15 protein-coding genes and 2 pseudogenes are annotated in these 13,379 nt (G+C 67.9%); 12 read left to right on the forward strand and 5 right to left on the reverse strand.

The genetic code is table 11. The features are described 5' to 3' along the window. A pseudogene (locus ACFWUZ_RS35735) lies at positions 1–702 on the forward strand (IS5 family transposase); the annotation flags it as partial. A 122-nt stretch (positions 703–824) separates the two neighbouring features. Here the strand turns inward: ACFWUZ_RS35735 and ACFWUZ_RS35740 are convergent. After that, positions 825–1,430, reverse strand: a complete 606-nt coding sequence (locus ACFWUZ_RS35740) for a disulfide bond formation protein DsbA (RefSeq protein WP_384382204.1) — start codon at positions 1,428–1,430, stop codon at positions 825–827. Beyond that, positions 1,427–2,035, reverse strand: a complete 609-nt coding sequence (locus tag ACFWUZ_RS35745) for a TetR/AcrR family transcriptional regulator (protein ID WP_384382206.1) — start codon at positions 2,033–2,035, stop codon at positions 1,427–1,429. The genes ACFWUZ_RS35740 and ACFWUZ_RS35745 overlap by 4 nt, the downstream gene beginning before the upstream one ends. 92 nt (positions 2,036–2,127) lie before the next feature. Here ACFWUZ_RS35745 and ACFWUZ_RS35750 point away from each other — a divergent pair, with 92 nt between their 5' ends. The 6 genes from ACFWUZ_RS35750 (at position 2,128) to ACFWUZ_RS35775 (ending at position 5,803) form a co-directional block, all read left to right on the forward strand. Beyond that, entirely contained in the window at positions 2,128–3,144 is a 1,017-nt protein-coding gene (locus ACFWUZ_RS35750; protein ID WP_384382208.1) for an ATP-binding cassette domain-containing protein, read from the forward strand. After that, entirely contained in the window at positions 3,137–3,901 is a 765-nt protein-coding gene (locus ACFWUZ_RS35755) for an ABC transporter permease (protein WP_384382210.1), read from the forward strand. Before ACFWUZ_RS35750 ends, ACFWUZ_RS35755 begins: the two co-directional genes overlap by 8 nt. A 347-nt stretch (positions 3,902–4,248) precedes the next feature. Continuing rightward, positions 4,249–4,641, forward strand: coding sequence for a hypothetical protein (locus ACFWUZ_RS35760; protein ID WP_384382212.1), 393 nt, complete (start codon positions 4,249–4,251; stop codon positions 4,639–4,641). A gap of 133 nt (positions 4,642–4,774) precedes the next feature. Further along, positions 4,775–4,978 carry a hypothetical protein gene (locus ACFWUZ_RS35765; protein ID WP_384382214.1) on the forward strand — a complete coding sequence of 68 codons (204 nt, stop codon included), beginning with the start codon at positions 4,775–4,777 and terminating at the stop codon, positions 4,976–4,978. Between the two features lie 64 nt (positions 4,979–5,042). Further along, positions 5,043–5,618 (forward strand): hypothetical protein, encoded by a 576-nt coding sequence (locus tag ACFWUZ_RS35770; protein WP_384382216.1) that lies wholly within the window; start codon positions 5,043–5,045, stop codon positions 5,616–5,618. Continuing rightward, positions 5,612–5,803 carry a hypothetical protein gene (locus ACFWUZ_RS35775; RefSeq protein ID WP_384382218.1) on the forward strand — a complete coding sequence of 64 codons (192 nt, stop codon included), beginning with the start codon at positions 5,612–5,614 and terminating at the stop codon, positions 5,801–5,803. Before ACFWUZ_RS35770 ends, ACFWUZ_RS35775 begins: the two co-directional genes overlap by 7 nt. Positions 5,804–5,858: 55 nt before the next feature. Here ACFWUZ_RS35775 and ACFWUZ_RS35780 read toward each other — a convergent pair whose 3' ends face one another. The 3 genes and pseudogenes from ACFWUZ_RS35780 to ACFWUZ_RS35790 all read right to left on the reverse strand — a co-directional run bounded on the left by ACFWUZ_RS35780 (position 5,859) and on the right by ACFWUZ_RS35790 (position 8,785). Next, on the reverse strand, positions 5,859–6,533 hold the full coding sequence (locus tag ACFWUZ_RS35780) for a TnsA-like heteromeric transposase endonuclease subunit (protein WP_384382220.1): 675 nt from the start codon (positions 6,531–6,533) through the stop codon (positions 5,859–5,861). 189 nt (positions 6,534–6,722) lie between these two features. Next, a pseudogene (locus ACFWUZ_RS35785) lies at positions 6,723–7,112 on the reverse strand (transcriptional regulator); the annotation flags it as partial. Between the two features lie 458 nt (positions 7,113–7,570). Next, positions 7,571–8,785: a DUF418 domain-containing protein gene (locus tag ACFWUZ_RS35790; RefSeq protein ID WP_384382222.1), complete on the reverse strand. Its 1,215-nt coding sequence runs from the start codon at positions 8,783–8,785 to the stop codon at positions 7,571–7,573. Between the two features lie 741 nt (positions 8,786–9,526). Here ACFWUZ_RS35790 and ACFWUZ_RS35795 point away from each other — a divergent pair. The 5 genes from ACFWUZ_RS35795 to ACFWUZ_RS35815 all read left to right on the forward strand — a co-directional run bounded on the left by ACFWUZ_RS35795 (position 9,527) and on the right by ACFWUZ_RS35815 (position 13,294). Continuing rightward, complete coding sequence (locus ACFWUZ_RS35795; protein WP_384382224.1) at positions 9,527–9,973, forward strand: hypothetical protein; 447 nt, start codon at positions 9,527–9,529, stop codon at positions 9,971–9,973. 68 nt (positions 9,974–10,041) lie between these two features. After that, the gene (locus ACFWUZ_RS35800) at positions 10,042–10,305 is read left to right on the forward strand and encodes a hypothetical protein (protein WP_384382226.1); all 264 of its coding nucleotides are present in this window, start codon (positions 10,042–10,044) and stop codon (positions 10,303–10,305) included. Continuing rightward, entirely contained in the window at positions 10,298–11,233 is a 936-nt protein-coding gene (locus tag ACFWUZ_RS35805; RefSeq protein WP_384382228.1) for an ABC transporter ATP-binding protein, read from the forward strand. Before ACFWUZ_RS35800 ends, ACFWUZ_RS35805 begins: the two co-directional genes overlap by 8 nt. Continuing rightward, on the forward strand, positions 11,230–12,099 hold the full coding sequence (locus tag ACFWUZ_RS35810; protein ID WP_384382230.1) for a hypothetical protein: 870 nt from the start codon (positions 11,230–11,232) through the stop codon (positions 12,097–12,099). Before ACFWUZ_RS35805 ends, ACFWUZ_RS35810 begins: the two co-directional genes overlap by 4 nt. Positions 12,100–12,226: 127 nt before the next feature. Next, the gene (locus tag ACFWUZ_RS35815) at positions 12,227–13,294 is read left to right on the forward strand and encodes an amidohydrolase family protein (RefSeq protein WP_384382232.1); all 1,068 of its coding nucleotides are present in this window, start codon (positions 12,227–12,229) and stop codon (positions 13,292–13,294) included. The last annotated feature ends 85 nt before the right edge of the window (positions 13,295–13,379 follow it).

Genomic DNA, 13,379 nt, shown 5'->3' on the forward strand with positions numbered 1-13,379 from the left:
GCTGGTCAGCGTGGACTCCACAACGGTCCGTGCCCACCACGATGCCGCGGGGATGCGGGTCAGCAAGCACCTCATGGAGGCCCTGGAAGAAGCCGCGCAGGAGCAGGAGGCAGCCCGGCAAAAAGGGGCGAACCGGAAGAACAGAACGGACAGGCAGAGCGCCGGCTCATCCGACGCAGACGCAAGCTTCGCCTGAAAGAAGCCCTGCTCGGCAGGTCCCGGGGTGGACTCACCAGCAAGATTCATCTCGCCGCAGACCGCAGCTGCCGTCCGCTCTCGCTGGTGTTGACCGCCGGACAAGCCGGGGACAGCCCGCAGTTCAACCCCGTGCTCGCGAAGGTGAGAGTTCGCCTGCCCGTCGGCCGTCCCCGCACGACTCCCGGCGCGGTCGCCGCGGATAAGGCCTACTCGTCCCGCGGCAACCGCTCCTACCTGCGCAGACGCGGTATCAAGGCAGTCATCCCGGAAAAGCGGGACCAGGCCGCCAACCGGGAGAAGAAGGGCACACGAGGCGGCCGACCCGTCAGTCACGACGCCGACCTCTACAAGGAACGGAACACGGTCGAGCGCCTGATCAACAAGCTGAAGGCCTGGCGAGGCATCGCCACCCGCTGCGACAAGAGCCCGGACAGCTACCTCGCCGGCCTCCACCTCCGCGCCGCAATGATCTGGATCGACGACCTGATCAAGACCGCCGAATGATCACGACACCACACAGGCCCTAGTCGCTCCGCGTCCTCTTGCCACACAGCTGGAGGGTCCGGGGCGGAGTGTCATCAACACCTGAGCCGGGGCTGTGTCGGTGAACCGCGATGGCCGGGGTGTCACGCCTTGAGTTCGCGGAATGTCGAGACGCTGGCCATCAGTAGGGTGGCTTCCCAGAGGCGGATGGCGTCTGCTCGCGCAGGGGTGGCGTGGAGGACGGGGCCGAAAAATGCTCGTTGGATGCCGTCGGGTGTGGTGATGGCCAAGACGGGGGTGCCAATCTGGGCATCGATTTGGTCGACGCCGGCGTGGTGCGAGGCGCGCAGTGCCTGGTCGTAGTCGGTGGCGGTACCGGCCTCGGTGAGCACGGTGGGCAGGCCGCTGCGGTGCAGGGCTTCGTCGATGTCGCCGATCCATTCGCGCGCGGTGCCGTCAGGCTCGGTCCACAGTGCGGCGTAGAACGTGCCGAGTGCGGTATGTCCGTGCTCGGTCTGGACGGCCGCCGCGATGCGGGCGGGAATCCACAGGTAGCCGTGCGGGTCGCCTTCGGGGTCGTCGTCGCGATGCTCGTTGAGCACCGCCAGGCTCATTACCCACCAGCGCACCTGCAGCGCTACCTGGTCGGCGACCTGGGCGATCCAGCGTGCGGTGTGGCGGGTGAGCGGGCAGGCCGGGTCGAGCCAGAAGTCGACACTCCAGCCTGCCTTGGTCGTTGTGCCGGTCATGGCTTCGGGTCCGATCCCGGACGTGCACCGGCCGTGGCGGTGACCCCCTGTTCCAGTGTGCGGGTCACGGTCGCGGTGACGTCGAACTTGGCGAGGGCACCCCGTTCGACCTGTTCGAAGGCGGTGTAGGTCACTCCCCAAAGGACTTGCTGGATCCATTCGGCGCTGAGCTGGTCATCGAAGACGTCCTCGGCCTGCCCGCGGCGGATGAGGTCGATCACCGGGTCGTGGGGTGCTGGAAGGTCAGGCTCGAGGGTGGGGGCGACATCGCGCACCAGGGACTGGTCGCCGAAGACGAACATGATCGCATCGCTGGCCGAGGCCAGAGCCGCGATCACACGCCGCATGGCATCCAGCGGGTGCCCTTTGTCGGGGTCCGCTTCGGCGATGGCGCCACCGATGGCTTCCAGAGCGTGCTCGGTGGCGGCGCGCAGCAGCCCGTCGCGTTCTGGGAAGTAGCGGTGCAGGGTCGTGCGGCCGACCTCCGCGGCCTCGGCGACCTGGGGCAACGTGGCTGCTCGCTCGCGCGCCCACACACGCACCGCGGCAGTCACAATGGCCCGTTCAGTCCGATTCCGGGCACTGGAGGTCTGCTTCGCACTCATGACTCAATGGTATCAGTGACACCTGTAAAGGGTTTCGGTGCCTCACTAATGGAAGTTGAAAGTTCCATTCAGGGTGCTTTACAGTCCGCATTATGAGTGGAGAGAAGATGATCCGGGCCGAGGGTCTGCGTCGGACCTTCAAGGTGGGCAAGGGGACGATCGAGGCGGTGCGCGATGTGAGCTTTGATGTCGCGGCCGGTGAGCTGCTGGCGCTGCTCGGGCCGAACGGCGCGGGCAAGTCCACCACCTTGCGGATGCTGACCACGCTGCTGCCGCCCACTGCGGGCCGCGTGCACATCGCGGGCTTTGACGCGGCGCGCGAACCGGGCCGGGTGCGTAAGGCGATCGGCTACGTGGGACAGAAGAACGCCTGCGGGGAGAACCACCGCATCCGCGAGGAGCTCATCACCCAGGGGCGCTGCTACGGGCTCCGGTTTCGTGATGCGCGGCGCCGGGCCGACGAGGTTATGGAGATTCTGGGCATCAGCGACCTTGCCGCCCGCGTCCCCGGCAGTCTCTCGGGTGGGCAGCGACGGCGCGTGGACATCGCCCTCGGGCTCATACACAACCCGAGCGTGCTCTTCCTCGACGAACCCACCACGGGCCTCGATCCCCACAGCCGTGCTGGCCTGTGGGATCAGATCCAACGCCTGCGCCGCGAGCACGGCATCACGATCCTGCTGACCACCCACTACCTCGACGAAGCCGACCGGATGGCCGAGCGGATTGTCATCGTCGACCAAGGGCGGGTCATCGCCAAAGGCACCGCAGCCGCTCTCAAGGCCGACCTGGCCGGCGACTGGATGCACATCACGACGCCGGATACCGACTCGGTACATGCCGCCGCACACGTTGCCGGTCAGATGGCCGGCGTCCTCGAGGTCACGGCCGAAGGGCAGACAGTGCACGTGCGGATCGCCGATGTTGACGCCGCCCTACCTGCCTACCTGCAGCTGCTGCACCACGACGCAATCACGGTCACGCACGCCTGCATGCGCCGACCGTCCCTCGACGACGTCTTCATCAACCTCACCGGCCGCAGGCTCGAAGAAACCGGCCACGCCTACGAGACCACCAGCGCCGAGCCGATCGGAGCCACCCATGCCTAAGCTCCTCCGCGACACCGCCACGGTCTTCTCCCGCGAAATCACGCCCGAGCTACGCTCCCCAGTCAGCATCGTCCTGGCCATGGGGCAGCCTTTGCTGTTCCTCATCCTGTTCGGCTCGATGCTCGTCGGCACCGAAGCCGATCTCGGGGCCGGTGCCAGCGACGTCTGGCAGTGGTTCGTCCCCGGCATCATCGTGATGATGTGCCTCATGGGGCCGCTCTCGGCCGGTCACAGCATGCTCAGCGAACTGACCGGGGGACAGATGGAACGCTTCCTCGTCACCCCCGTCAGCCGCACCTCACTCATCCTCGGACGCACCGCCAAGGACACCGCCACCCTGTTCGTGCAAGCGATCCTCATCACCGCCATCGCCATCCCGCTGGGCATGAAACTTCACCTGACCGGCGCCCTGGCCGCCATGGCGCTGCTCATCGTCATGGCGGTCGGGCTCAGTGCCCTGTCCTACATCCTGGCCATCGCCTCACAGCCCAGCGGCAACCTGTTCTGGATGGTCACCCAGATGCTGATCTTCCCGATCATGCTGCTCTCCGGCATCCTCCTGCCGGTCGAAAACGCACCCGGCTGGCTGAGCACGGCCGCCATGATCAACCCCATCACGTACGTCGTCGACGCCGCCCGTGCCCTGTTCGCCGGCGACTTCCTCGACACCTCCGTGCTCCACGGGGCCGTCGCCGCAACGGTGATCGCCACCATCGGGCTGGGCTTCTCCACCCGCGCCATGAAGCGCGGCTTTTGAGGTCGGATAAGGGACAGGCCCTCGTTGTCCGGATACCCGGCATCCGCCGCTGCGGCGGCGCCGCGCAGTTTGTCCTCCAGTTGCCGGCCGAAGGACGCCGCGTCGATGGCGGTCGCGCAGCACGTGCTGGTGCCGGTCTCGCGGGATGCCGGGGATGTGCTGCGGGAGTTGGTTCACCCGGGTGCATCTGCGGGAGACCGTCACCGCGCTCCGCGCCCTGTCTGCCGCCGGCCTGCCTGTGCCGGCCTCCCGGAGACGGCCGCGACCGTCGTGGCGCAGGCCCTGGGCGCGGTGGCCCGGGTGGATGAGGCGACGGTGAAGGTGATGTGGGAAAGGCGCCCACGGTCGTGATGCCGAAGAAGGCGGAGACGGGTTCGACCACGATCGACCTCCTGGAATACCTCTTCGGTCCCGGCGAGCGCGACGAACACGTCGCCCCCCACCTCGTTGCCGCCTGGGACCCGGATCTGCCGTGCCCGGCCCGCGACCCCGCACGCATGTCGCTCGCCGATCTGGCGCTGCTCTTGGACGCCCCCGTGGAAGCGCTACGCGGCCCGAAGCCGGAAGAGCACGTGTGGCACGTCTCGGTCCGCAACGCGCCCGGCGACCGGCTGCTGTCGGATACGGATTGGAGCGAGGTGGCCGCCGAAATGGTGCACGCCGCGGGCATCGCCGCCCACGGCGAATCCAACAGGCCGAAGTCGACCTCGGCACGTTCCTGCCGCAGATGGGCCGCATGACCGCCGCAGTCCACCAGGCCGTGGTGGCCAACGCGGCTCGGACGAAGGCGGCAGGCACCGACCGGTGGGCCGACCTCCTCAAGGCGACGATGCCCGAGGGTCTGGTGCGCGAGGCGATCCTGGCCTCCCCGGCGTGGCCGGACATCGCGGCCGCGATGTCCGGCTCGACGCTAAGGGTATCGACGTCGCCCGGATCCTCCTCGACGCGCACGCGTCCGGAGCGGGTGTCGACCAGGCGGTCGACGCCGTCACCACCGCGGCCGCCGCCGGGGCACCCGCGCCCGTACCGGCGGCGACCCCCGCCCCCGCGCCGGCTCCGACTTTCGGCTCCGGCTGACGCCCGTGTGCCCGCGCCCGCCGCTGCGCCGGGTACCGCTCCCGCTCCGGCTGCGGCGCCGCCGGTGCGGGAGGCCACCGATCCGTGGGCGCCGCCCGCCAGTACGGACGCGAAGCGCTCCTGGGGCCCGCTGACCGAGGGTCTGAACGTGCCCCGGGACCTGGACCTCGGCGACCGCGCGAAGGCCTTGGAGCAGCTCGGCGTCAACCGGCTCGCCCACGCCACGATCGTCGGCGTCGTCAAGGACGTGCTGCCCGAGACGCAGGTGGGTCTCCTGGTCGGCTCCACCACGGTCGGGCGTCTCGTGGACGCGACCCTGGACTCCCTGACGACACCGCCCTCCACCCCGGCCGCGCCCGCGTCCCGCGTGAGGGTCTCCCGGCGGCGGCCCGCTCCCGCTCCACCACCACCCCGGCCGCCGCGGCCCCCGGCCAGCAGGCCCCGACGGAAGCCGCAGTCCCCGCTCACCGGCAGCAGGCCGCACCGGCCAAGAGCGCGGGGCGTACGCGGTGACGGCGGCGGCTCCCCGCACCCGGACGCCGCGGGCGCGGTGTCCGGGTGCGGACGGATCGCGTACGGGTGCGGGCGGGTCGGCGGGCCCCCACCGGCCGGGACTGGATCGCAGTGGAGGGGATGCTGATCGCCGTCCCCATGCAGGTGCTGGGCTGGTGGGCCGGTCAGGTCGGCCTGGAGCAGGCGGACTACGTCCTGACCGCCCTGAGCGGGTTCGTCGCCCTGGCCACCATCTACCGGGCCCTGGTCTACCGGCGGCCGGACACGGGGCCGTCTCCGGCGGGGCTGCATCGGTTGATGATCCCCTCGTAATTGCAGCTTTAGGCGGGATTTTCCGTAGATTCCACAGAAAGTGCGGTTCTCTTATCTATTCGGGCGTGTCGGTCATGGTCGACGCCAGCCTGGTGCCTCCAGCGGGGGAACTCCCCCTCTCGTCGCAGAAAGCAAGGAGACACCGGTGGTCAAGCGCTCGGTGAAGTACGGTCTCGTGGCGGCAGCAGCAGCGGCTGCGGCGCTGCTGGTCGGCCCGGCCGGCTTTGCGACAGCTGCCAGCACGGGAACGATGCACATTGTCCCCGGCCCTATCGTCACGCTTCCCGCATCGCCTGGCGGCAACTACGCCGGTAATGCGGCGGCCTCGGCCACGTGTCCGGTACGCGTGCTCCGGCTTGGCCGCCCGGTGCCGTGGCTTGACGTCGACGACCAACGGGCCTGCCGTGGTGGCCATCAGGTAATCCGGGATGTGCCGGCGCAGCACGCCGTCCACTTCGGCCCGCAACAAGAAGGGCTGGGCCACGATCGCCGTCACATCCCGGTCGAAGTCCGCGTAGAGCAACCGTGCCAGCTCCAGCCGCGACTCGTAGATCACGTGATCCGCCTGCGTACTCGACCAGTACGAACCCGAGTAGTGCTTCTGCCCCATGTACCAGCGGAACGTCCGCCACGGCTCAGCCGCGTACAGCATCCCCAACGGCACCGACTCCCAGGCGAGGCCCTCAGACGCCTCGTCCTCGGCAAGCCGAACACACACCTCTACATCCACCGTCGACCCCAGCGCTCGTGTAACTGACCTTGATCGCAGGACAGTTGCACGGGCACTGTGATGCGAACGATCACACGCGCTTTCGATCACCCGAAAGGGTGATCCTTCCGAGCTGGGAATCTCAGCACCGCGTCATAAGTGCTATTCAGAGGTCATCGGTCGCGAGAATATGACGCGGATTCTGAGTACCTACACGTCGCCGCCCTTGATGTGGCGGGCCGGGTTGAGGCCCTTCTCCATGAGGTCGACCGCCCACGCCATCTCCTGGACGCCCGCCAGCTTCGCCAGGCCCGGCGTGGGCCCGAGGCGGAAGGCGCCGGGCTGCGGCTTGCCGCTGGCGGCGTACGGGAGGAAGTCGAGCGGGCTGGCGCTGGGGGCCGGGTAGACGACGCAGTCGGACAGCACGGCCAGCGGGTACAGGCCGGTCATCTTCGCCATGTTCGCCAGCTTGCGGTGCGTGTTGACGCGGGCCTTGCTGATGACGGCGGCGCGGATGTCCGGGCGCCAGGTCGGCCGCATCATGGCCGGCCACGGCTCGCCGTCCTTGTGGCCTTTGCCCTGCGGGTTCTCGAACAGCTTCTGAGCAGCCCGCGGCGTCAGCTGATGTTCACGGCCGTGTGGACAGCAGCTGTGGGACGCGGCTGTTCTGTCCTCGCCACGCGGCGACGTCCTTGTCGATGTACACGACCAGGCGCAGCACCTCGGCGTGTGCGGCGGGGAGGGTGAGTCGGCGGCCGTGGCCACGGCGGTCGGTTCGCGGCTTCCGCCTGCTCTGCGGCCTCCGCCCCGGCCTCCAGGCAGGCACGGGCGACCGCCAGCTGCTGGTAGGCCGGCGCGGTCCACCACACCATGCCGTTCGGCCCGGTGTGGGTGTGCACCCGGCGGGCTCCGGTCCCGGTATGCCTGCCCCGGGCAGCCGTGTCGCCGTGCCAGCACCCGGCTGCCGCGTTTCTGCTCAATCGGGCTCCGCAAGCAGCGCAGGCGCGTAGTGCCATACGTTCAGCTGTGGAACGGCGGAGGAGGCGGCGGTGCGTGTGTCACCGTGTGGCCGGCGGCCGGTCGGGGTCGTGCGGGAGCCGGGCGAGGGTGACTGCACGGAGGACCCATTCCACCGGGCCGTACCGGTGTCGGGCCATGAGGTGCGTGCTGAGGGCGAGTTGGGCGGCGTACAGCACGAGCGCGCCGAGTACGACGACGCCTGGGCTGAGTCGGTCGTACAGGGCGAGGCCGTAGCCGGTGAAGACGAGCGCCATGACCAGGGACTGGCTCAGGTAGTTCGTCAGGGCCATGCGGCCGGCTGGGGCGAGGAGCGCTGCGAGGCGCGCGCCGCGGGCGGTCTGCATGAGGAGGAGCGCTCCGCAGACGTATGCGGCGGTGAGGGCGGGGGCGGTGATCGTTCCCACCATCTCGCCGGGGATGGCCCATCGGGGGCCGAGCGGGCCGCTGACGGCCAGGGCCATGAAGAGGCTGCCGGGCAGGCCGACGGCCGCGCCGAGCACGCAGATGCGGCGCATGCGTGTCGTGTGGCTTCGCGTGTCGGTGAGCAGGCGGCGTTTGCCGCAGTGCAGGCCGGCGAGGAAGGCGGAGAGGACGAAGCCGCTCATCAGCAGTGCGGTGAGGAGCATGTCGGGCAGTTGGTCGAGGTTGGCCCGGACGACGGATGCGGCGTCGCCGCGGTAGTCGGCGATCAGTCCGGTGAAGCCGGCTGCGAGTTCGGCGTCCAGTTCGGCCGCCTCGGCATCCGACGTGAGCAGGGACGCTGATCCTATGAGGAGCAGGATGGCGCTCAGGCAGCCGTACAGGATACGGGCGGCGCGCGCGGCCGTCCGTGGCGAGCAGTTGCGTGCGGCTATTAGGACCAGGGCGAGTACCGCGTAGGTCATGAGGATGTCGCCGATGTAGAGCAGTACGGCGTGCAGGACGCCCAGGATGAGCAGGCCGAGTGAGCGGCGCAGTTGTCGGGGGACGGCGCTGGTGCCGTCGCGTTCGGCGGAGGCGAGCTGGAGGGTGAAGCTGTAGCCGAAGAGGAACGAGAACATCAGGTAGAACTTGCCGACCACGAAGGTCTGGACAATGCCTTCGACGGTGCGGTCCATGGTGGAGGCGTCCGGGTCGTCGGCGGTCCCCAGGCCATAGGGGTTGGCCATCATCAGCGCGTTGACGATCAGGATGCCCACGAGCGCGAAACCGCGCAGGGCGTCGACCTCCGGTATGCGCACCGGACGCGGAACTGGTCGTATGGGCTCGGTCATTGCGGCCACTGTTTCCCCCAGGTGGTCGTGGGCGTGTGAGGTCTCCTGCCCCCGGTTGCCGTACAGCGGAGGCCAGCGCAGGTCGGAGAGCTGACCGGGGGAGGGGAGCCTTTCTTTGAGGGTGACGGTATCCCGGCGGAGAGCGTGAGCCGGACAGCGCGCGGCGTGAGGGGCTTGCGGTCTGGAGGTATCGCGGTGACTCCATGGGGGCTGAACGTCAGATTTCCCGGCCGAATCCTGACCGTTCGGGCCCGCAGGGTAAGGATTGCGTCACTGGGATGCTGTTTTCCGACAGTCGCCACGAACTGCGTGTACGGGATCCGGTTGTGGACACTTTCGGTAAAATGTTTTATTTTCAAATTGAATGAGTTTAAATTGAACTTGAAAATACCGACCCACCCGCCTTCCGTGGAGGATATGCCGACGTTTTCTCGACAAGTTGGCTGGTATCAGCGGCTATGCGCGTGCCGGATAACCCAACAGTGCTTTTTGAATGGCTGTCAGATCGATAGCGCAAAGGTTTCGGGGGCGTGTCACCCGTGATCTTGTTCACCGTGCTCGCCAATTGATCAGAAGCAGAGCTGCGGGATACGTTCCTTGAGCACGCCCCGGCCAGACCAACCGGGTCGGTATACGGGGAGAATTAACGGGGAAGAAGACCGCGGGGGCACTGGTTTTGCTTGGAACCATCGCCTGCGCTCCTGCATGCCTTCTTCCCCGGCTACGCATCAAGGAGTGTACGTGAAGCGCACTACTCTGCGCGTCGCCGGTGTCTCGGCGCTCGCTGCTGTCGCTTTCGGTATAGCCGCGCCCGCGGCGAGCGCTGCCACTGCGGCACCGGTCCGGACCGTCGCGGTGGTTCAGACGGCCGATGTCCAGCAGTCGACGGGCTCGCTGTCGGTGGTGTCCACGGCCGGCAACACCGCGGCGCCAGCCACCGGGGGTCCCGCGAACGGTGAGGCGGCGCAGGCCAACGTAGGCAGGTTGGTCAAGGCCGCGTGGGAGGCCATCAAGAAGTCCGGCCTGGCGAAGAAGGCCTGGGAAGCAGCGAAGAAGGGTCAGACCGGCTTCACCAACTGGGTCAACAGCCTGTCGAACTGGAACCCGGCGAAGTGGGCCATCAAGGCCGTGCCGGGCTACGCCATGCAGGAACTCATCAGCTACATCCTGAACAACTACACCGGCTGATCCCCTCCCTGCCCGCCGGGGGGAACCCCCCGGCGGGCAGGGTCCGCCCCCATATGAAAGGTGAACGCGTGGCTCTGACCCGCGAGACAGTCGTACGCAACCTGTGGGCGTCCTCGGCGTTGTTCGTCACCGCCGCCTTGATCGCCTTCGTCGGGGTGCGTTCGGACGCCGGGGTCCGTGTCGGCTGGATGCTCTACTTCGCAGGCTGGCTACCCCCTCTGGCGGCGCTGGCCATGTGCGCGGCCCGCAAGGAGAGCCCCGGTGTCGGGGGGGTCTTTGCGGTGGTCCTGCTCTCCGCTTTCGGGCTTCTGTTCTGGCTCAACCATGCCTGAACGGCCCAGCCCCGCAACAACAGACACCGAACGACCCGACGCCGTGCGCGCCGAGGGTCTGACGTGGCAGTACAGAGGCAAGCGGATCGTCGACAACGTCAACCTGAGCGTGCCGGCAGGGGTGGTGAGTGGCTTTCTCGGGGCGAATGGCGCGGGGAAGACGACCACATTGCGCCTCATGCTCGGCCTGACCACCGGCCAGGGGAGCACGACCTACTTCGGGCGCCCCCTGGCGCAGTGGCGAGACCCGGCCAGGATCGTCGGTGTGGTCATGGGAGGCGTCGCAGGACACCCCCGGCACACCATCACCGCACACCTGCGCATGGTCGCCGCCGGCGCGGGAGTACCGGACAGCCGTGTCCCCCAAGTCATCGAGAGGGTCGGCCTCACCGGGACCGCGGACAAGCGTCTCGAAGCACTGTCGCTCGGCATGGCCCAGCGCGCCGGGATCGCCCAGGCTCTGCTGGCCGATCCGGCCGTGCTTTTCCTGGACGAACCGGCCAACGGCCTCGACCCCCACTCGATCCGCTGGCTGCGTGACACCCTGCGACAGCTTGCGGACGAAGGCAAGGCGGTACTCGTCTCCAGCCATCTCCTCGCCGAGATGCAGCAGCTCGCCGAGCGGGTCGTAGTCCTCGCCCGAGGACGCGTCGTAGCGGAGACCACGATTGAGGACCTGGCGCGACTCGGAGCCGAGGTCACCCTCCAGAGCCCCCGTGCTGGCGAACTCGCAGAGCGTGTCAAGCAGCTGGGCGGCACCTTCACGTCCCTGGACGACGGCAGGGCCAAGATCCGTGGCGTGGACCGGTTCCAGGTCGGCGACCTCGCCGCCGAACGAGGTATCCCCGTCCACTGGCTCGACGAGCAGGCGCCTTCTCTGGAGGACTACTACCTGTCGGTGGCCGAAGAGGAGTTCAGGATCTCATGACCCCGACAACACTCGCCCTGAATGAACGCCTACCGGTCACACGCACCACCGCACTACGGCGCGCGATTCGCTACGAGTGGCGCCACCTAGCCGCGCTCCGCTCCACCTGGGTGCTCCTGGGAGCCGTCGCGGCATTGAGCCTGCTCGCCGGACTGACCGCTCCTGTCGGCCTGCAAGCCGGGAAGGCTCCGTCCACCTGGTCGATGGTGACCGCCTTCCAACTGGACGCCATCTCCATGCAGCTCCCCCTCAGCGCCCTCCTCCTCCTACCCCTGGCAACTGGCCCGGTCGCCACAGAGTTCTCGCGAGGAACAGCCCGTACTACATGGCTCACTCTGGCCAGCCGCCGCACTGCATTCCTAGCCAAAATCACAGTCGGTGGCGCACTCGGAGCACTTACCACGCTGGTCGGAACGCTACTGGTTACCTTGTCCGCCACGATCTCCCTGGCGCTGACCGGGAAAGCGCAGCCCGCATGGACGCAGACTCTTTCCGGAGTGCTCGGATACACGATCTTCATGACCTGCTGGCCAGTGATCGCGGCCTCGGTCGTAGCGCTGGTCCGAAGTCGTATCGCCGCAGCACTCCTGCTTGTCCTGTGGCCGCTGCTCGGCGAACGTATCGCAGGACTCCTCCTGCGCCTTGTCCCCGGTTTGGACGCCCTCGCCGGATGGCTCCCCTTCGGCGCAGGCCGGGCAGCGATGGCAGCCAGTGCCGACACGTTGCCCGAGGCAGACCGAGCCTTGGTAGAGACGTTCGTCGGAAGTAACCTGTCAACCGGCGCCGGAACCGCGGTATTCATCGGTTTCACCGTCGTGATCGCAGCGGCCGGCGCATGGTCATACATCAAGAAGGACGCACATTAACTGACATACCCGGTGCCGCGGCCGCGCCCCGACGGAAGCCGTTTACGTCAGGCTCGGGCAACGAGTACGCGGGCTTGCTTTCCCCAAGGGCGGGGGCGCTCCGGCTGGGTCGCGTAGGTTCGTAGTCATGATCATGCGTATACGCGGTGTCGTTCTGCCTGAGCGCGAGGAGCGCACGTTCTGGGTCGACGGAGAGCGGCTGCGGACTGAGCCGCCTGCTGGGGCGGCAGCGAAGCGGGTGGAGACCGTTGTGGACGGCGGATGGCTTTTGCCGGGACTTGTCGACGTCCATACGCATCCGGGAGCGGAGAGTCCAGATGACAGGTTCGACGAGACGTTGTTGCGGCGGCACTTGTCGGAGCACCGGGATGCGGGCGTGCTGTTGGTGCGGACACCGGGAACCGCGGAGCGGATGCCTGGCTGGGTCGACACAGAACCCGATTTGCCGCGCGTCCGATCGGCGGGCCGGTGGCTGGCGACGCCGGGGCGTTTCTTCCCTGGGGCAGGGCGGGATGTTGGTGAGCACGAGTTGGCGGGGGCAGCGGTTGAGGAGGCCACGGCCTCGTCGGGCTGGTGCAAGGTCATCGGTGACTGGCGGTGGGACGAGCCCGCTGTGCCTCTGGATGTGCTGAAGGCGACCGTGGATGCGGTTCATGCTGTCGGTGGGCGGGTCGCCGTGCACTGCCAGACCGGTGAGGGCTCGCGAAACGCTGTCCTGGCCGGAGCCGACAGCCTTGAACACGGGATGCACCTCGATCCGGATCTCTTGGACCTGATGGCCGGGCAGGGCACCGCGTACATACCCACTCTCTCGGCGTTCGCCGAGAGTGCGGAGGTCTGGAGGGGCCGCGAGTCCAGCGCGAAGCGCTCGAGCTGGCTTCTCGGCTGGCAAGGCATGATCGACAATGTGCGTCTGGCGCACGAAGCGGGTGTCACAGTCCTCGCCGGGACGGACACCTTCCCGTGTGGCACGGTTGCCACGGAGTCTCAATGGCTGCTTCGGGCGGGGATGCCGGCGGAGGAAGCGCTCGGGGCTGCTTCATGGACGGCACGGGACTGGCTGGGGCTACCGGGTCTGATAGATGGAGCGCCCGCCGATCTCGTCGCGTATGACCGGGACCCTGCTGCGGAGCCAGAGGTTCTTGGACGACCAATGCGCGTGATTCTGCGGGGCCAGGTCATGCGCGGGCCTTGACCCCGGATTTTGAACACGTCTATGCGGCTTGGGTCAGGGTAGTTGTTGCTGGTTGGAAGTCGTTCTCGTAGGCGATCGGAGATCG

It is taken from the genome of Streptomyces sp. NPDC058646 (genome assembly GCF_042716875.1).
Classification (GTDB): domain Bacteria; phylum Actinomycetota; class Actinomycetes; order Streptomycetales; family Streptomycetaceae; genus Streptomyces.

Bases quoted from the DNA above. Each gene is read 5' to 3' on its own strand.
- ACFWUZ_RS35805 (WP_384382228.1), top strand. From the start codon at position 10,298: ATGCCTGAACGGCCCAGCCCCGCAACAACAGACACCGAACGACCCGAC.
- ACFWUZ_RS35740 (WP_384382204.1), bottom strand. From the start codon at position 1,430: ATGACCGGCACAACGACCAAGGCAGGCTGGAGTGTCGACTTCTGGCTC.
- ACFWUZ_RS35790 (WP_384382222.1), bottom strand. From the start codon at position 8,785: ATGACCGAGCCCATACGACCAGTTCCGCGTCCGGTGCGCATACCGGAG.
- ACFWUZ_RS35750 (WP_384382208.1), top strand. From the start codon at position 2,128: ATGAGTGGAGAGAAGATGATCCGGGCCGAGGGTCTGCGTCGGACCTTC.
- ACFWUZ_RS35815 (WP_384382232.1), top strand. From the start codon at position 12,227: ATGATCATGCGTATACGCGGTGTCGTTCTGCCTGAGCGCGAGGAGCGC.
- ACFWUZ_RS35775 (WP_384382218.1), top strand. From the start codon at position 5,612: ATGCTGATCGCCGTCCCCATGCAGGTGCTGGGCTGGTGGGCCGGTCAG.
- ACFWUZ_RS35810 (WP_384382230.1), top strand. From the start codon at position 11,230: ATGACCCCGACAACACTCGCCCTGAATGAACGCCTACCGGTCACACGC.
- ACFWUZ_RS35745 (WP_384382206.1), bottom strand. From the start codon at position 2,035: ATGAGTGCGAAGCAGACCTCCAGTGCCCGGAATCGGACTGAACGGGCC.
- ACFWUZ_RS35755 (WP_384382210.1), top strand. From the start codon at position 3,137: ATGCCTAAGCTCCTCCGCGACACCGCCACGGTCTTCTCCCGCGAAATC.